This is a genomic window from Rhodococcus sp. LMD (genome assembly GCF_056108245.1).
Window position 1 is genome coordinate 4,722,100 of sequence record NZ_CM148557.1, and the last position, 17,564, is coordinate 4,739,663.

Here is a 17,564-nt window from a genome sequence, read left to right on the forward strand (position 1 = left end):
GCTCGCTGTCGGAGTGCAGCCCGCCGGGAACCTACGGCACGCGGGCCGGTCCGACTCGGACCGGCCCGGCGTCAGTCTCCGGCCGGATGGCGGTTTCGGGTGGGCAACTGCAGTGTGAACCGTGATCCGTGACCGCGGCCGGGGGACTCGGCGGACAGGTCGCCGCCGTGGGCGCGGGCGATTCCCCGGCTGATGGTCAGGCCGATGCCCGAACCTGGATCGTGCTCCTGCCGGCGCCGGGACGGAACACGGTAGAACCGCTCGAAGATCCGTTCCACATCGTCGGGCTCGAGTCCCTCGCCGGTATCGGTGACGGTCACGGTGGCGACGTCCCGACCGGCGGTGACGCCGATGCTCACCCCGCCGGTCTCCGTGGCGGCCAGGGCATTGCCGAGCAGATTGGTCAGCACCTGCGTGATCCGGTCGGCATCTGCCCACACCACGACCGGGCGGGACGGCGGGAGTACGGTCACGGTCAGGCCGGCGTCGTCGAACTGGGGGCGCAGCCGGCCCGCGACCTGGGTCACCAGCCCGTACAGGTCGACCTCGACCGGCTGCAGGTCCAGCCGGCCCTCCTCCGCCCGGGACAGGGTGGACAGATCGTCGGCGAGCCTGCGCAGTCGACCCACCTCGGCTTCGATCCGGACCAGCTCTGCCGGCGCGAAGACCCCGTCGAGGACGCCCTCGGCGTAGCCGTCGATCACGGTCAGCGGGGTGCGCATCTCGTGCGCCACCTCCGACAGCAGCCGGACCCGCCGGGCTTCCGTGTCGGCGAGTCGGACGGCGAGATCGTTGACGTCGCCGGCGACCGCGGCGAGTTCGGACTCCGGCGGCACCGGGATACGGTGCCGGTAGTCACCGGTGGCGATTGCCCGGGTACCCGACCGCACCGACCGCAGCGACCGCAGCAGGCGGCGGGACGCCAGCAGACCCAGCGCGGCGGCCGCGATCACTCCGGCGAGCACCCCGAGCAGCAATGCCGTCGTCACGGCATCGGACACGACCTCCCGCAACGGCCCAGACCCGTTCGCACGACCGCGGCCGTTGCCGGGGCCGGCGGCGCGTTCTTCGAACAGCGCCGGTGCCGCGGCGCGGACGACGGCGAAGGTGACGAGCGCTCCGACCACCGCCACCAGCACGTGGGAGACGAACAGTCGCATCGTCAGGCTCGGCACCGGGAGCCGGAGACCGCGGTTCACCGGTCGACCTCGCTCGCGGCCACGAACTTGTAGCCGACACCGCGGACCGTCCCGATGAAACGAGGGGCGGTGGCATCGTCGCCGAGCGCCCGGCGGATGCTGCGGATGTGCACGTCCACGACCCGCTCGTCGCCGAAGAAGTCTCCGCCCCAGACCTTCTCGAGCAGCTGCCGCCGCGAGTACACCCGGCCCGGGGCCTGCGCCAGGGCCAGAAGCAGATCGAACTCGAGCGCGGACAGTTCCACGGGCATGCTGTCGACCGTCACCTCCCGGGTCTCGGGGTCCACCGTCAGACCGGCGGCCACGACCCGGGAGGGCGCCCCGCCGGTGCCGCGGGCGCGGCGCAGGACGGCACGGACGCGGGCCGCGACCTCGCGAGGCGCGAACGGTTTGGTGATGTAGTCGTCGGCGCCGACCGCGAGTCCCACCAGCTTGTCGACCTCCTCGGCGCGGGCAGTGACCAGCACGACGTACACGTCCGAGAACCCGCGGATCCGGCGCAGCACCTCGAGGCCGTCGAGATCGGGAAGGCGGATGTCGAGCAACACCAGGTCGGGGCGGCGGGACTGCACCGATGTCAACGCTTGTGAGCCTGTTGCGGCTTCGATGACGTCGTAGCCGTCCGCCTCCAGATAGCCGCGCAGGACACGACGGATGTGAGGTTCGTCGTCGACGACGAGGACGCTGTGGGGCACCGTCTCCCCTTTCGATCCGACGGACCGGTTCGGCCGGGCGTCCGGACAGCTGTGGACAGGAGGGTCCGTCGAGGTGTTCGACGGGCAGACCGAGGGTAATCCAGCCGTGCAGTCCTCCGTGGAGTTGCCGTCGCACGCTCCGTCCCCGGTGCGTCCGCCGATGTGTGCGCCGTTCGGTGGGGCTCGCATCACCGGTCGCCCGGAGGTCGAGGTGACGAGGTTGTGGACGTGAGACGAGGTGGAACGCGTGCCGTCGGAGACCGAGCAGAAGAAGAAGTTGTCGCTGACCGGGTCGGTCGCGCTGGGAACCGGGGTGATGATCGGCGCGGGCATCTTCGCCCTGGTCGGGCAGGTGGCGGAACTGGCCGGGTCCTGGGTCCCCTGGGCGTTCGTCGCGGGCGCGGTGGTGGTGGCCTTCAGTGCCTACTCGTACGTGCGGTACTCGAGCACGAACCCGTCCTCGGGCGGGATCGCGATGATCCTGAAAGCCGCCTACGGCCCCGGGGTGGTGGCCGGGTCGTTCTCGTTGTTCATGTACGTGTCGATGATCCTGGCCGAGAGCCTGCTGGCCCGGACCTTCGGCACGTACCTGCTGCGTCCGTTCGGGATGCAGGGCTCGGCGGTGTGGGTGCCGGTCCTGGCCGTGGTGGCGATCGCGGCCGCGACGGTGGTCAACCTGGTCGGCAACCGGTGGGTGGAAGGGTCGGCGACGGTGACCGCCGCGATCAAGATCGTCGGGATCGCGGCGCTCGCGGTGGCCGGGATCGCCGCCACCGGGGTGTCGGCCTTCTCCCGGCTGGTCACCGGGGGTGCGGACGCGACGCCGCCGGACAGCGGACTGCTCGGATTCCTGGCCGGCATCGCTCTGTGCATCCTGGCGTACAAGGGCTTCACCACGATCACCAATCAGGGTGACGATCTGCGCGATCCCCAGCGCAACATCGCGCGCTCGATCGTGATCGCGATCGCGGTGTGCACGGTGCTGTATCTGCTGCTGACCGTCGCGGTCACCGGGAGCCTGTCGGTGCCGGAGATCGTCGCCGCCCGGGACTACGCACTGGCCGAGGCCGCCGAGCCGCTGTTCGGGTCCTGGGGCGTGTGGCTGACGGTGGCGGTGGCGGTGGTCGCGACCCTGTCCGGCTTGGTGGCGAGCCTGTTCTCCGTGTCGCGGCTGTACGACATGCTGCGGGAGATGGGACAGGTGCCCGGGTTGCCGGGGTCGGTGAACCGGCAGTCGTTGCTGATCACGGCCGCGCTGGCGTTGGTGACGGCGACGGTGTTCGACCTGAGTCAGATCGCCTCACTCGGGGCGATGCTGTACCTGTCGATGGACATCGCCATCCACTGGGGCATGGTCCGCCGCCTGCGCGACGAGGTCGAGTTCGCGACCTGGGTCCCGGCCGTGGCGATCGCGCTCGACGTGCTCGTGCTCGTGCCGTTCGTGATCATGAAGGTGCGCACGGATCTGTTCACGGTGGTTGTCACCGCGGTGGTGGCCGCAGCCGTCTTCGCGAGCCAATGGCTGATCGTGCGCCGCCACGTGGCACACCGCCGGCGGTCCACCGGACGCTCGGCGCAATGACGGTGGGCACCCGCCGATCGTCCAGCCCAGCGGCCGAGCGTCCGGTGTTCGCGGCAAGGGTGGTGACGGCGGACTCTCAGCCGAGGGAACCGATCAGGTCCCGGCAGGCCTGCTCGCATCGCCGGCACGCATCGGCGCACGTCTTGCAGTGCGCGTGACGGGAGGCGTGCTGGGCGCACTCGTCCCCGCAGGACTTGCACGCCGCCGCGCAGGTCTCGAGCACCGAACGGGTCAGGTCGGCGTCGTAGCCGGTATGGCGCGAGAGGACCCGGCCGGTGGTTTCGCAGATGTCGGCGCAGTCCAGATCGGTGCGGATGCACTTGATCAACTCCGCCACCGAATCCTCGCTCAGGCAGGCATCGGCGCAGGCGGTGCACGCCTGAGCGCATTCGATACACGCCTCGATGCACGCGGCGAGCTTGCCGGTGTCGACGCCGCCGAGGTCCTTCGGGTAGCTGTCGAGCATGGTCGCTGCAGTGCTCATGAATGTGCGTCCTTTCGTGGGGACTCGTTGTTCGGCTGATCCGGATCGGTGTCGACCGAGATCCGGTACCGACTCGCGTACCCACAGGATCGACGAGATAACACCAGACACACGATTCGTTCCCCGAGGCGATTCCAGTTGCAGGGCGTCCTGTTACGAGGCGCTCACCGGCCGATGCCGGTGGTCGTCAGCGAAGCGTTCGCAGATCTCGTCGACGGTTCCGCCGGTGTGGAGGAACCCGGTGTCCAGACGCCCGGCGAGGCGACGGGTCTGTTCGTCGAGGATCGCCGCGGCTCGGCGGACCTCGACCGCGGACGACCCGGCGCCCGCGGCCGCGAGTCGCGGTGCGTACGACAGAGCGGCGGCGAACGAGAGGTCCGCGTCGGATTCGCGGAAGAAGTAGGTCTCGCCGTACTGCATCAGGTCCAGTTCGCACGTGATCAGCGACTCGGTGACCGAGTCGAGCCACTGCACGGCGATGCTCGCCTCGGCGGCGGGAAGGATCTGCTCGGTGCCGGTGGCCGTCAGAAGCACGAGCCGGCGGGCGGTGGCGCGGCGACGGCTCAGCGCCGGATAGATCTGCAGCACCCAGGAAATGGCCGCAGTGAACAGCACGAACCCCATCAGCGCCTGCAACGGAATCAGCAGTCGTAGCGCCGGATAGGCAGGGGTGATGTCCCCGAAACCGAGGGTGCCGACGGTCACCAGGGACAGATACAGCGCCATGACCGGGTCCGACGCGGCCGACGGGCGCAGCGCACTGGCGAAGTAGAACCCGTCGGGCATGTGCGGCAGGTAGATCAGTGCCCAGCCGAGCACGATCATCGTCGCCCACACCCCGGCGGTGACGACGAGTCCGGCCGGCCCGACCGAGCCCAGCAGCCGCCCTCGTCGCCCGGCGTGGTGCGCCCCACGCCACAGGACGACGAACACCCCCCGGGAGATCGTGCCCAATCCCCGGGGATGCCACAACGTGACGAAGATGTCCCGCAGTGCCCCGACGATCAACGCCGCGCCCACGATGCTCGAGATCCAGATCATGATGTCTGCCATCGTCCTTCGAGGGCGTCGCCTACCTGCCGGGTGAGCTCGTCGAAGTGCCCACGCGTCGCGGTACCGTGGCCCGGGATGTGCTCCCGCAGTCGACCGAGCTGGTCCGTGATCGCCGCACGCTGTTCCGCAGTGGTGGCCTTCCATGCCAGCTCCCGCAGCATCGACAGCAACGCGTCCAGCACGACCGGATCGTCGGCGCCGTAGAGCCGCGGCTGAGTGCACACCAGGTCCAGCAGTTCGGCGAAGGTCGGTCGCGCCAGCACCACCCGGACCCGGTCGTGTTCGTCGCACAGGGGGTACGGGCCGAGCTCGAGGTCGAGCAGCTCGCCCAGGACCGCGGTGCACGAGACCAGGCCGTGCACCGCGGTGGTCGGATCGTTGATGCCGGGTGACAGGGCCCGCACCACCACGTCGGTCAGCTGCCGCAGTCCGTACCCGAGGTCCTGGACGGCGGTGCGTTCGCTACCGGTGCGCAGGGCACCGCGCACCCGGTCGCACAGCCTTCGGGCCTGGTCCTCGGTCAGGGGCTGCGGACGCAGGGACCACCACGACGCGACCGGTGTGCCCGCCAGCACCGGGCTGCCCACCGGTCGGTTCACCCACACCACGGCCTCGGCCTCCTCGGCCGCCGCGAGCAGCGCGTACTCGTCGAGCTCGACCAGGAATCCGGACGAGTCCGCTTCGACGACATGCGGGGCCGGCGGGGGGACGGGCAGTGTGGGCCGATCCTGCCGATCCGGAGGTAGCAACCTGGCGGCGGTCTCGCAGGTGTCGGCGCGCACCTGTTCGAGCACGGCCTCGACGCGGATCTGCCGGACCAGATGCCCGAGGAACAGCACGAGGGCGATGACGCTGGCGACCGCGAGCAGGTACGCCGTCGTGACCGCCAGCTGGGGGACGAAGGCACTGTCGTCGGTGTCGTCGGTGCCGCTGCGGACCGTGCGCAGCACGGTCAGCGCGTAGACGAACGTCGCGAGGAACAGTCCCAAGGTGCGTTGGACGACCCGGTCGGCGGCGAAGGTGCGCAGCAACCGCGGTGAATACTGACTACTGGCCAGCTGCAGGGTCACCAGGGTCAGCGAGAACGTCAGCGAGGTGACGGTGATCAGCGAGCCGGCGATCGCACTCAGCACCTCGCGGGCGGCGTCGGCACCACCACCGAACAGATACCCCGCCACCGTCGGTGGCAGCCGGTCGTCGATGGCGGCGTCGAGCTCGGGTATGCCGATGCCGGCCAGCACGGCCACCAGCACCGCAGCTGCCGGGACCGGCCACAGCCGCGACCGTATCGCTTCGACGAACACCTGCCGGCGTTTCAGCGCAGCCCCGATCGGTCCCTGTCGTGTCCGGGTCCGGGAGTCGTCGGTCATCGCAGGCTCACTCGGTGCTGCATCACCGAGCCCACCAGCAGCACCCGCACAATTTCCGACCACGTCTCGAACCACATCTCCTGCGAATACCCCGGGAACGGCCCGGCAATCACACTCGGAACCGGGGCGGCGCTCACCGGTGCCGCTCGGGGGACCGCGCCGCCGGAGCCGTGGCCCGCCGGTACAGCACCCGGCCGGCCACCGCGGTGACACCGAAGATCACCGTGCTCGCCGCCAGCACCAGCGACCCCGCCGCCAGCACCGTCTCGTCCGCACCCATCCGCTCCGCTTCGAGCGTCAGGTAGAACAGCGCCGACACCCCGATGGGACCGAACCAGCCCAGATACAGAGCATCCGGCATCGACAAGCGCAGCGGACGGCGCAGCAACAGCAGAACCGGCACCCGGCGCAACGCCAGCACCGCCACCACGAGACCAACCCCCGCCCAGCCCAGCTCGGCCCACTGCGGCCAGGGCAGCGCCGCCCCCCAGCAGGACGAACAGCGGCAACACCGCAAAGCGGTTGATCGCCTCGTCGATCGGCACCTCTGCCGTCCGCTCGCTGCCGGTACTGGTGAGGTTGAATGCCAGCCCGCCGACGAACACCGCCAGCACCCCGTCGACATGGATCAACCCGGCGACACCCAGAATTCCCAGCGCGAGCACGACGGTGAAGAACAGGGCCGGCGCCGGATCCGTCGCCCCGTACCTTTCACCCCAGCGCAGGGCCCGGCCACCGGCCCATCCGCTCGCGGCCCCCATCAGCACGGCCCCGGCCACCTGCCACAGCGACTCCAGTGCCGCCGTGCCCGCTCCCATGCCTCCGGCGACGGCGACCGCGGCCAGCACCAGTGGCAACGCCAGACCGTCGTTCGCCCCGGACTCGAGCGAGAGGACCTGCCGGTTCCGGGCGGGCAGATCCTCCTCGGCCGCCTCTCCGGTGACGACATTCGAGGCGAGAACCGGGTCCGTCGGGCACAGGGCCGCGCCCAGCAACACGGCCGTGGCCAGGGGCATGGACAGCAACGCCCACCCCAACCCGGCGGTGACGGCCGCCATCACCGGCATCGCTACGGCCAGCAACACGGCGACGGGACGCCATTGCCGGAGCACGTCCGCCATCGGATACCGCAGCGCCACCGCCATCACCGATACCGCCAGCAGTATCCGGCTCGCCTCGTGCAACAACCCGTGCTCGGCCGTCAGCGGCGGTAGGGACAGCACATCGAGCACGTACGGTCCGAGCAGCACACCCGCTGCCAGTCCGAGCAGGGGTTCGGACAGCGGCAGGCGGCGCATCTTCGCCGACAACGCCGCCACACCGACCCCCAGCACCCCGACGGTGGCGAGAACGATGTCGATGCTCATGCGTGCAGTGTTGCCCGGAGGACGGCACCGTCAATCCTCTCCGGATTCGGAGAGGGGCAGGCACATCCGGACTTCGGTGCCGTGCGGGTCGTTGGGCAGATAGCGGATGCTGCCCCCGTGTCGCTCGACGATGTGCTCCGAGATGATCAGACCGATGCCGGAACTGTCCTGCTTGGCCGAGAACGCCCCGGAGGCCAGCCGGTTTCCCGAGGCATCATCCATGCCCCGTCCCTGGTCGAAAACGGAGACACAGGCCCACTCTCCACGCCGAGCGGTCCGGACGGTGAGCTCCTTGACGGCGGTCGAGGGCAACACGATCTCGTCGATCGCGTTGAAGCAGAGGTTGATCACCACCTGCCCGATCAGCACGCTCTCCCCTACCACGGGCAACGGCGAACGGGACCTGTCGAGCGAAATGTGCACCCCCCGTTCGGCTGCCCGCAGCCGAACGAAGTACAGGCTCTCGTCGACCGTCTCGTTGAGGTCGATGGCGGCCTTGGTGCTCTCGATCCGCCGCACATAGCGCTTCACGGAGGACACGATCTCCGCCGCCCGGCCGAGCTGCTTCTCCATCCTGTCCAGCCCGTAGCTCAGGGCCTCGGGGTCGAGGGATCCATCGGAGATCCGTGCCTTGAGGCCGCTCAGGTAGTTCGTCGAGGCCGCGAGGGGCTGCCCGAGTTCGTGAGCGAGGATCATGGCCATGTCCCCCATTGCGTTGTACCGGCTGAGGTACTGGAGGTTGGCCTCCTGGTAGGCATGACGGCGTTCCCACTCCACACGATCCGTGACGTCTCGGATCGTCAGCACCCGTGACGTCATTCCGTCGTGCACCACGGCCTCGAGGAAGCCGGACAACCAGGTGGTCGTCCCGTCGCTCTTCTCGATCTCCTGCATGATGCCCACCGGTCCTGCCGCCGCGTCCAGTTTGGCCACGACGGGCTCGGCGGTCAGCCGGGGCTCACAACGGCCCAGATCCTCGAGATACACCCCGGACAGTTCGTCCGGGGTTCTGCCGAACAGCCGGGCCGCGAGCGGCGAGATGTCTTCGATGCAGTTCGTCTCGTCGAGCACCACGATGCCCGCCGACGTGTGCGTCATGATGCGCTGCAGCGACTGCGACACCCAGCTGAGTTCCTCCTGCAGCTCCACCTCTTCCGCGATGTTGCGGAACTCGACCATCACGACCTGCCCGTCCTGGAACGTCAGGCGTGAGGCGACCGCATCGGCCAGGAAGTCCTGCCCGTCCTTGGTCCGGTACTTCCATTGTCTGCGGCTCGAACCACGTACGACGGCGTCCTGCAGCCACGCCACCCCGACCGAGCGCCGGTACTGACGCTCCTGGCTGCTCATGTGGTGGGCCTTCAGCGGTCGCAGCTCCTCGAGCGTGAAACCGAACATCCGGCACGCAGCCGGGTTGGCCCAGAGGATGTTCTTCGACGCCGCCTCGTGGATGAGGATCCCCGTCTCCGTCTTCTCCACCATCTCCTGGAAGTCGCGGCCTGTCGGGAACATCGATCCTCACTTCCGGGTGCCGTGACGGTTCATTGTCGACCCACGATCGGCGGATCGACCATAGGGGATTGCTTTATGACCGGCGGAGGAAATCCCGATACCGCCTCGTCCGAACCTTTCCTAGCGTTCTCCTCAGCGCGACACGACGAGGTGGATGGAGACGACGATGGCGATCCGGAGCACGATGAATCCAGTGCGGGCCGCGACAGCGGGCCCCGCGCGGGAGAAGGCCTTCGAGGACGCTCTCGCCGTGCTGCGGGACCGGCGCGACGAGTTCAACCGGCAACGATTCGTACCGAGGGACTTCGTCGCGCTCCTCAAGCGCGCCGGGCTCTACCGCGCGTCGACCCCCGCACAGTTCGGCGGCGAACCGATGGCCCCCGCCTCCTTCATGAAGCAGGTCGAGCGGATCTCCGCGGTGGATCCGGCCACCGGCTGGGTGGCAAGTTTCGGGTCCTCACTCGTGTACTTCGCGGCCCTGCCGGTCGAAACCCAGGAGAAGATCTACTCCGACGGCCCGGACGTCGCCTATGCGGGCGGGCTGTTCCCCATGCAGAAGGCCGAGAAGGTGGACGGCGGCTACCTGTGCAGCGGCCTCTGGCAGTTCGCCAGCGGATGCCTGGGCGCCGACATCCTCGGCATCGGCCTCGCCGGCGGTCCGGAAACGAACGGCAAGCCGCTGACCGCCCTCGTCGACCCCGCCGACGTCGAGATAGTGGAGAACTGGGACGTCGCAGGCATGAAGGCGACGGGATCACACGCAGTGAAGGCCGACAGACTCTTCGTCCCCGAGGAGATGACGTTCGTCCGCGGCGGTGCTCCCCGAATCGACGAGCCGCTCACCCGGTATCCGACGCTCGCCTACGCGGCCCAGGTGCTGGCGGTGGTGACTCTCGGTGCCGCACGGGGGGCTCTCGACTACGCCCACGAGGTCGGGGCGGTGCGATCCAGCATCACCGGCGGTGACAGCAAGGGAAACCGTCCCGCGTACAAGACCGGGCTGGCCCGCGCCGAGGCCGATCTCCGCTCCGCTCGGGCCTTCTTCTACGAGATCACCGACGAGGTGTGGGATCTGGCGGTCCGCGGCGACGAGATCACCGCCGAACACACGGCCCTGCTCCGCCTGGGAGCGACCCAGGCCGCCCACGTCGGCCGCAATGTCGTGCTCGCCGCGTTCGACCTGGCCGGCACCGGGGCGATCTACGAGAGCCACCCGCTGCAGCGCTACCTGCGGGACGCTCTCGTCCCGGCCCAGCACGCCATGCTTCAGACCAACACCTTCGAGGCGGCCGGAGCCGTCCTGCTGGGCCTCGACCCCGGCATTCCCAGCTTCCCCTGACCGGGACACGACCGTTCGAGACCAGTTCCTGCCTTCCCCGCGAAAGGACGCCCATGACCGCCGAACCGTTGCGCACCCTGTTCTGCATCGGCAACAACCAGAACTTCTTCGACCTGCCGAAGGCGGAGATCGGCCCGGTGTGGGTCGGCATCTCCACCATGCTCTCGGCTCTCGCGAACATGGACGGCGTCCAGGTCATCGGCACCTTCGACGACGACGCCCACATGGTCGGCCCGTCCGACGGCTGGCCTTGGACCTGCTACGTCCTGGCCGACGTGAAGGACCAGGAAACCGTCCGGGCCGCGTGCAACTTGTTGCGGACGACGATGATCGGCGAGTACGCCCTGTGGAAGTACTTCAAGATCGAGGCCCGCATGGGCCGGGAACTGACGATCCGCGCGGACGTCGCGGTCTGACCCGTGACCGGCACCGACCAGCGCCTCGAGGTCGTCGAGGCGAAGGACGCCGTCCGTGACTGCATCGCTCGCTACCTGGACCTGTGCGATGTGCCCGGACCTCTGCAGAGCCCGGAGCAGCTCGGCGTCCTGTTCACCGACGACGCGACGTGGGAAGGGCTGGGTCCGGAGTACGCCGACAAGTTCGGAATCGCCCGTGGGCGAGACGAAGTCGTCACTCTCGTGTCCCGGTACCTGCCGCCGGCCGACCACTTCCTCCGCAACGTGCACCTCCTCGGCAGCGAGCAGATCCGTCTCGACGGCAACCGTGCGAGCGGACGGTGGATCATGCAGCAGTTGTCGCTCCATCCGACGGGAACGGCCGAACTTCTCTGCGCCCGGCTCACGATCGACTTCGACCTGGACCGGGCATCCGGACGGACGGCGGCCCGCATGAGCCGATTCCGCACCCGGCGGATGTTCGCCGCGCCGCTGCCGACCGACGCGATGGCCCACCTATCCGGGGCGACCGCCCGACCTCACGAACGAAGGATGACATGACGACGACAGAAGAACCCACCGCACGCACCTACGCGGACCTCGTCGCGAAGGACCGGGTCGCGGGCCGGCTGTACACCGACCCGGACATCTTCCAGGAGGAGATGAAGAGGATCTTCTACAAGACCTGGGTGTGGGTGGCACACGAGAGCGAGATCCCGGAAGCGGGTTCGTTCAAGACCACCCAGGTCGGGGATCAGCCGGTCATCGTGACCCGGGATCGCAAGGGCAACTTCAACACCCTGCTGAACCGGTGCCGGCATCGCGGTGCGACGGTCTGCGATCAGCGCAGCGGTAAGGCCAACGGCTTCACGTGCCCGTACCACAACTGGTCCTACGCACTCGACGGACGCCTTCGTGGCATTCCCTACCCGGACGGATACGAGGGCGTCGTCGACAAGAAGGACTTCCCGCTCCAGACCCTGCGTACCGAGAGCTACCTGGGAATGATCTGGGCAACATTCGACCCGGACATCGAACCCCTCGAGGACTTCCTGGGGGACGCGAAGATCTGGATGGAGCGCTTCTTCAAGCAGAGCAACGGATTTCCGACCAAGGTGATCGGAGTTCACAAGTTCCGTTTCAAGGGGAACTGGAAGATCCAGCTCGAGAACACCACGGACGGCTACCACTTCCCGATGGTGCACAAGTCGTGGATGGCCTCGGTCGACGCCGAGACGGCGGACATGATGTCGTTCATGGACGACCCCACGGCCGAGACCCACGCCCTCGGCAACGGACACAGCGTCGCGATCATGGCCGCAGCCCACGCGGATCTCGACATCGACGACGGCAGCGAGGAAATCCAGCCTCGGTTCCAGCACCTGGTCGACGAGCTCGCCGCCGCGGGAGAAAGCCCCGAACGGATCCGTCGCTACATGCGGTCCATGCACGGTTGCGGCTTCAATCTCAACACTTTCCCGAACGTCGCGATGTCGTCGTCGTTCTTCCGCGTCCTCATCCCCCTCTCCGTCGACGAGACCGAGATCTGGCACATGGCACTGGGAATGGACGGCGGACCCGAGAGCATCAACCGCGAGCGGCTGAGGATCCACGAGCACTTCCAGGGCCCGTTCGGTTTCGGCAGCCCCGACGACGCCGAGGGGTGGATCCGGGTGCAGATCGGGGCCGGCGGCAATCCGAACATGCCGATCCTCGTCAACCGCGGCGAGGGACGCGAGTACACGACCGAAGAAGGCTGGCCCACCTCACATGTCACCGACGAGACGGGCATGCGGGAGGCCTACGCGATGTGGAAGAAGATGATGAGCAATGACTGAGGCCCTGACGATGTCGACCCTGACGGACTCCCGCACCCTCCGCGCGATCGAGCTCGTCTGGAAGGAAGCACAGGTCCTCGATGCCAAGGACTATCGGACCTGGGAGCAGATGTACACGGACGACGCTCACTACGTGATTCCCATCGATCCGCACACCGACGACTTCGCCGCAGGCCTGAACATGGTCTACGACGACAAGCGCATGCGGCACCTGCGCGTCGAGCGGATGATGCAGGGCTATTCGCCTTCTGCGGTGGCCGCGGCCCGGACCGTGCGGATCGTCTCGCGGTTCACCGTGGAGGACGTCACCGACACGTCGGTCACCCTCCGGTCGGCCCAGATCCTCAATGCGTTCAAGCGCAACGAGTTCACGACCGTCGGTGCCGAGCTGACCCACCGGATCGCTCTCGGCGAGGACAGGGACGCGATCGCTCTCAAGGTCGTGCGGCTCATCGACAGCGAGGACGCGGTCAGCGCCTCGGGTTACCTGCTGTAGGGGGCCGATGTGATCTCTCAGTCCACCGGACCCGGCATCGCCGTCGTCACGGGCGCGGCCGGAGGTATGGGTGCGGCGATCGCCCGGAAACTCCACACCGACGGTAGGAGGGTTCTGCTCACCGACATCGACACGGCCGGTGTCGAAGCCCTCGCAGCGGAGTTGTCCGGCGACGGGTCGACCGCACGTGGCCTCGAACTCGACGTCAGCCGCAAGGACGGATTCGAGGAAGCGCTGGCGACCTGCCGGCAGATCTGGGGCGTCCCCACGATCGTCGTCAACAATGCCGCCGTCACGCAGGCAGCGGATCTGATGAACCTGGCGGAGGCGGACTTCACGAGCGTCCTCACGACGAACGTGAACAGCATCTTCTTCGGTTGCCAGGTGTTCGGTGCGGCCATGGCCGAGCGGGGCTTCGGACGGATCGTCAACATGGCGTCGCTCGCCGGACAGAACGGCGGGACGGCGACCGGGGGCCACTACGCGGCCTCCAAGGGAGCGATCCTGACCACCACCAAGGTCTTCGCGCGCGAGCTGGCGGGCCGGGGAGTGACCGTCAACGCGATCTCTCCCGGCCCGCACGACCTCCCGGTCGTGCGCGCGACGGTGCCCCCCGACAGACTCGAAGGCATCGTCGCCGGGATCCCCGTGGGACGCTTGGGAAATCCGTCGTTCGTGGCCGACATGGTCGGGCTGCTCACCTCGGACGACGCCTACTTCGTCACGGGCGCCTGCTGGGACGTCAACGGCGGACTGTATCTGCGCTGACCGGAATCCTCCTGCCCGGGAGGGTCCGGTCGGCACTTCCGTCCGGAGAAATTCACGAGGAGAAACGGACATGGCACTCATCGACGTCACCGTCGCCGAGATCGTTCAGGAATCACCCACCGTCAGATCGTTCAAGCTGACGAAGACCGATGGGTCGCCACTGGGTACGTACCGGCCGGGTGCGCACATCGACGTCGTCGGACCCACCTCGATCACCCGTCAGTACTCGCTCTTCAGCACACCCGATGCGCAGGATTCGTTCGCGTTCGCGGTCAAGCGCGAGGAGAACTCCCGCGGGGGTTCAGCGGCCCTCCACGAGCTGCGGGTGGGCGACGCTCTCCGGATCAGCCCGCCACGGAATCTGCTGAGCATCGCGGCGGACGCCACGCACCACGTCCTGGTCGCGGCCGGCATCGGCATCACGCCGATGCTGAGCATGGCACGCTACATGGACGTCCACGGCATCAGCTTCGAACTGCACTACTTCGCCCGCAGCGAGACGGAAGCCGCCTTCCTGCCGCTGCTGCGCGAGCGCTGCCCGGACAAGCTCCATGCCCATCTCGGGGTGGGCCGGGACGAGCAGGACGAGATTCTCGGAACCATTTTTGCGGGAACGGATCCCGGAACCCACGTCTACACGTGCGGACCCGACGGGTTCATGACCAAGGTCGTTGCGCTCGCGAGCCGGCACGTCCCGGCCGGATCGATCCACCTCGAGAACTTCCACGCGACGGAACAGCCGGACGCATCCGAGAACTCCGCGTTCGAGGTGGAACTGGAAGGGGAGACCTATCGGGTCCCGGCCGACCGGAGCATCGTCGAGGTGCTCCAGGAGAACGGCTGCGACGTCGACACGTCCTGCCAGGAGGGCATCTGCGGTACCTGCATCATGCAGGTGGTCGCAGGGACTCCGGTCCACCGGGACAACGTTCTCACGCGGTCCGAGAAGGAGTCCGGCGAGGTCATGGCGGTCTGCGTGTCGCGGGCCGCCGGCGAGCGCCTGGTGCTGGACTACTACTGATCCTCCACCGGCACGTCCACCCCGTACCGGAGCACGTCCCGTACGAGGGTGCTGATGCTGTCGGCGTCGGTCTTGCTCTTGATGCGAGCGCGGTGGACGTCGACGGTCTTCACGCTCATGCCGAGTTTCCGGGCGATGTTCTGGCTGGGCAGACCTTCGACCACCAGGGCCAGGATCTGGCGCTCGCGCGGGGTGAGGGACGAGACCTTGCTCCGCACCGATTCTCGCAGTACGTGATCGGTGAAACGGAGGCGGGCCTTCTCCACCCCGGCCTGCACGGCGTCCAACAGCCGCTGCGGATCGTAGGGCTTCTCGAGGAAATCCAGAGCACCCGCCTTCAGGGTGGAGACGGACATCCGGATGTCACCGTGGGCGGAGACGAAGATGATCGCGACGTGCGGCGCGAACTCGTTGAGCTTCTCCTGCAACCGCGTCCCGCTCATACGGGGCATGCGCACGTCGAGGACGATGCAGGCCGGCCGGCTGCCGTCGTAGGCGTCGAGGAACTGCTCGCCGCTGTGGCAGACCACCGGTCTGATCCCGATGCTCTCCAGCAACCAGTCGACGGATTCGCATACTTCGAAGTCGTCGTCGACCACGTACACCGTCGTCTCGGCTCGGAGGTCTTCCGCACTCTCCGCCATGGGTCGTCACCACCTCCGAATTCGGGAGCCAGGGCTTCTCCCCGACTCCCGACATTGTCCCCGCCCCCGCCCGGCGGGAACGACCGGCTCACGCAACGTCCGCCGGAGCGTCGTCCCAGCAGGCATCGGCAGTCCAATAGTCCATTCCCGCGGCGCTCACTCGGTGCCGCCACTCGGTGGTCCGTCGCAGGAGCGGTTCCTCTCTGTGGACCGACTCGTCGGCCGCCTCCGGGCCGTCAGCTTCCACTGTCCAGTGGACCCAGTTGACCTCACGGCCGTGCTCGTCGTGGACGAACAGATCGACGTGGTGCCAACCGCGGTCGAAGGTGTCCTCGTAGCAGGTGAGGAACATCCTGTGATGGTTGGTCGGGCGGGGTTCGAGCATGAGCGGTCCTTTCTACCGAGCGAGCAGATTCACCGAGCCGAGCGAGCAGATTCACCGAGCCGAGCGAGCAGATTCACCGAGCCGAGCGAGCTTGCCGGCTCAGACGGCAATCTCCGGCAGTTCGCGAAGGAGCACTTCGAGCTTCTCGCCCACGGCGAGCAGCCGGTCCTCGTGCCCCGGTAGCCCGACGATCTGAAGACCCAGTGGCAGTCCCGCGGACGTGCGGGCACCTGGCACGACCACGACCGGCAATCCGAGCAGCTGCCACGGGCGGCTGAGTATCGGCGACCCGGTTGCGGACAGACCGAGCGGGGCCGGTCCCAGCGCTGCAGGGCCGACGATGATCGGATCGGAGGCCAGAATCGCGTCCAGCAGTTCCCGGGAGCGGTCCCGACGGGTCAGGGCCGCGGAATACTCGGTTCCGGCGATCCTGCGGCCGTTCTCCAGCAGATCCCGGATCGGCGCGCTCAGTGCACCCGCGTGTTCGTCGAATTCGTGGGCCCGCGCCCGCGCGGCTTCGTACGACATGACGGTGACGTGGTCCTCGGACAAGGTCTGGACATGATCGTCCCAGTCGAGAGGCTCGGCCTTCACCCCGATCTCCTCCAACAGGGCGGGCACATGTTCCAGCAACGCCGACATTGGGGGCTCCACGGGGTGGAGGGCACCGGCGTTCCAGACCAGGCCCCGAGTCACCGGCTCCGGAGCCGGGACCTCCGAGTGCCCGTGGCCGCTGAATGCGTTGTGCACGAAGCGAAGATCGGACACGGACCGGGTCAGCAGGCCGAGGGCGTCCAGTGACTCGCTCAGACCGGTGATGCCGGACATGTCCGTGGTGCCGTGCGCGAGAACCATGCCGGCGGCTCCGCAGTACGAGGCCGGCCGGGTCAGCGAGCCGGCCGTCTGGGTGCCGAGCGCGAGGGGCACGGTCCCCGCTGCGACGGCCGCAGCAGAGCCACTGGAGGACCCGCCGGGGGTGTGACCGAGAGCGTGCGGGTTGCGGGTGGGCCCGGGGGTGAAGTAGCCGAACTCCGTCGTCACGGTCTTGCCCTGGACGATCGCACCGAGGGAACGCAGGCGGCTCACGCAGGCGGCGTCGGTGCCGACCAGATTCGGGGAGGTCACTGCGGAACCGGCGCGCGTCGGCATCCCGGCGACGTCGATGAGGTCCTTGACTCCGACGGACAGCCCGGCCAACGGTGCAGAGCCGGGGTCCCGGTCGACGGCACGGGCCTGCTCCGCAATCGTCGACGACAGGCACACCCACGCACCGAGTTCCGGTTCCCGCAGCTCGATCGCTCGTCTAACCTGCGTAGCAAGGTCCTCGGCCGTCACCGACCCGGTTCGGACAGCCCCGACCTGCTCACCCAGGGACAGGTCCGACGCGCGCGTGCTCATAGTCCTCCTCCGGTCTCG

General features: G+C 68.2%; 17 protein-coding genes and 1 pseudogene. 8 read left to right on the forward strand and 10 right to left on the reverse strand.

Annotation, left to right across the window (positions count from 1 at the left end):
* Positions 1–71: 71 nt before the first annotated feature.
* Both ACWPQI_RS21520 and ACWPQI_RS21525 read right to left on the reverse strand, forming a co-directional pair.
* A complete protein-coding gene (locus ACWPQI_RS21520; RefSeq protein ID WP_302069272.1) occupies positions 72–1,199 on the reverse strand; it encodes a sensor histidine kinase in 1,128 nt (375 codons plus the stop codon).
* Complete coding sequence (locus ACWPQI_RS21525) at positions 1,196–1,894, reverse strand: response regulator transcription factor (protein WP_010593620.1); 699 nt, start codon at positions 1,892–1,894, stop codon at positions 1,196–1,198. The genes ACWPQI_RS21520 and ACWPQI_RS21525 overlap by 4 nt, the downstream gene beginning before the upstream one ends.
* 238 nt (positions 1,895–2,132) lie before the next feature.
* Here ACWPQI_RS21525 and ACWPQI_RS21530 point away from each other — a divergent pair, with 238 nt between their 5' ends.
* Positions 2,133–3,476 (forward strand): APC family permease, encoded by a 1,344-nt coding sequence (locus ACWPQI_RS21530; protein ID WP_052455352.1) that lies wholly within the window; start codon positions 2,133–2,135, stop codon positions 3,474–3,476.
* 76 nt (positions 3,477–3,552) lie between these two features.
* Here ACWPQI_RS21530 and ACWPQI_RS21535 read toward each other — a convergent pair whose 3' ends face one another.
* The 5 genes and pseudogenes from ACWPQI_RS21535 to ACWPQI_RS21555 form a co-directional block, all read right to left on the reverse strand.
* Positions 3,553–3,960 (reverse strand): four-helix bundle copper-binding protein, encoded by a 408-nt coding sequence (locus ACWPQI_RS21535; RefSeq protein WP_026137764.1) that lies wholly within the window; start codon positions 3,958–3,960, stop codon positions 3,553–3,555.
* Between the two features lie 153 nt (positions 3,961–4,113).
* Positions 4,114–5,013, reverse strand: coding sequence for a potassium channel family protein (locus ACWPQI_RS21540; protein ID WP_234574855.1), 900 nt, complete (start codon positions 5,011–5,013; stop codon positions 4,114–4,116).
* The gene (locus tag ACWPQI_RS21545; RefSeq protein ID WP_017680771.1) at positions 4,998–6,383 is read right to left on the reverse strand and encodes a DUF2254 domain-containing protein; all 1,386 of its coding nucleotides are present in this window, start codon (positions 6,381–6,383) and stop codon (positions 4,998–5,000) included. The genes ACWPQI_RS21540 and ACWPQI_RS21545 overlap by 16 nt, the downstream gene beginning before the upstream one ends.
* 133 nt (positions 6,384–6,516) lie before the next feature.
* Positions 6,517–7,750 (reverse strand): annotated as a pseudogene (locus tag ACWPQI_RS21550) (cation:proton antiporter domain-containing protein).
* Positions 7,751–7,780: 30 nt separating this feature from the next.
* Entirely contained in the window at positions 7,781–9,262 is a 1,482-nt protein-coding gene (locus tag ACWPQI_RS21555; protein ID WP_010593627.1) for a PAS domain S-box protein, read from the reverse strand.
* A 154-nt stretch (positions 9,263–9,416) separates the two neighbouring features.
* Between ACWPQI_RS21555 and ACWPQI_RS21560 the strand changes: the two genes are divergently transcribed.
* The 7 genes from ACWPQI_RS21560 to ACWPQI_RS21590 all read left to right on the forward strand — a co-directional run bounded on the left by ACWPQI_RS21560 (position 9,417) and on the right by ACWPQI_RS21590 (position 15,119).
* Positions 9,417–10,601, forward strand: coding sequence for an acyl-CoA dehydrogenase family protein (locus tag ACWPQI_RS21560; RefSeq protein WP_010593628.1), 1,185 nt, complete (start codon positions 9,417–9,419; stop codon positions 10,599–10,601).
* 53 nt (positions 10,602–10,654) lie between these two features.
* Complete coding sequence (locus ACWPQI_RS21565; protein WP_010593629.1) at positions 10,655–11,017, forward strand: hypothetical protein; 363 nt, start codon at positions 10,655–10,657, stop codon at positions 11,015–11,017.
* A 3-nt stretch (positions 11,018–11,020) separates the two neighbouring features.
* Positions 11,021–11,557, forward strand: a complete 537-nt coding sequence (locus ACWPQI_RS21570) for a nuclear transport factor 2 family protein (protein ID WP_017680775.1) — start codon at positions 11,021–11,023, stop codon at positions 11,555–11,557.
* A complete protein-coding gene (locus ACWPQI_RS21575) occupies positions 11,554–12,834 on the forward strand; it encodes an aromatic ring-hydroxylating oxygenase subunit alpha (protein WP_010593631.1) in 1,281 nt (426 codons plus the stop codon). The genes ACWPQI_RS21570 and ACWPQI_RS21575 overlap by 4 nt, the downstream gene beginning before the upstream one ends.
* On the forward strand, positions 12,827–13,330 hold the full coding sequence (locus ACWPQI_RS21580) for an aromatic-ring-hydroxylating dioxygenase subunit beta (RefSeq protein ID WP_010593632.1): 504 nt from the start codon (positions 12,827–12,829) through the stop codon (positions 13,328–13,330). The genes ACWPQI_RS21575 and ACWPQI_RS21580 overlap by 8 nt, the downstream gene beginning before the upstream one ends.
* Before the next feature lie 9 nt (positions 13,331–13,339).
* Positions 13,340–14,098: an SDR family NAD(P)-dependent oxidoreductase gene (locus ACWPQI_RS21585; protein ID WP_082061354.1), complete on the forward strand. Its 759-nt coding sequence runs from the start codon at positions 13,340–13,342 to the stop codon at positions 14,096–14,098.
* A 70-nt stretch (positions 14,099–14,168) separates the two neighbouring features.
* Positions 14,169–15,119, forward strand: a complete 951-nt coding sequence (locus ACWPQI_RS21590; protein WP_017680778.1) for a PDR/VanB family oxidoreductase — start codon at positions 14,169–14,171, stop codon at positions 15,117–15,119.
* Here ACWPQI_RS21590 and ACWPQI_RS21595 read toward each other — a convergent pair.
* The 3 genes from ACWPQI_RS21595 to ACWPQI_RS21605 form a co-directional block, all read right to left on the reverse strand.
* A complete protein-coding gene (locus ACWPQI_RS21595; RefSeq protein ID WP_102031656.1) occupies positions 15,113–15,763 on the reverse strand; it encodes a response regulator transcription factor in 651 nt (216 codons plus the stop codon). The two genes, ACWPQI_RS21590 and ACWPQI_RS21595, sit on opposite strands and share 7 nt — an antisense overlap.
* 88 nt (positions 15,764–15,851) lie before the next feature.
* Entirely contained in the window at positions 15,852–16,148 is a 297-nt protein-coding gene (locus tag ACWPQI_RS21600) for a hypothetical protein (RefSeq protein WP_040274806.1), read from the reverse strand.
* Positions 16,149–16,247: 99 nt separating this feature from the next.
* A complete protein-coding gene (locus tag ACWPQI_RS21605) occupies positions 16,248–17,546 on the reverse strand; it encodes an amidase (protein ID WP_010593637.1) in 1,299 nt (432 codons plus the stop codon).
* Positions 17,547–17,564 lie beyond the last annotated feature (18 nt).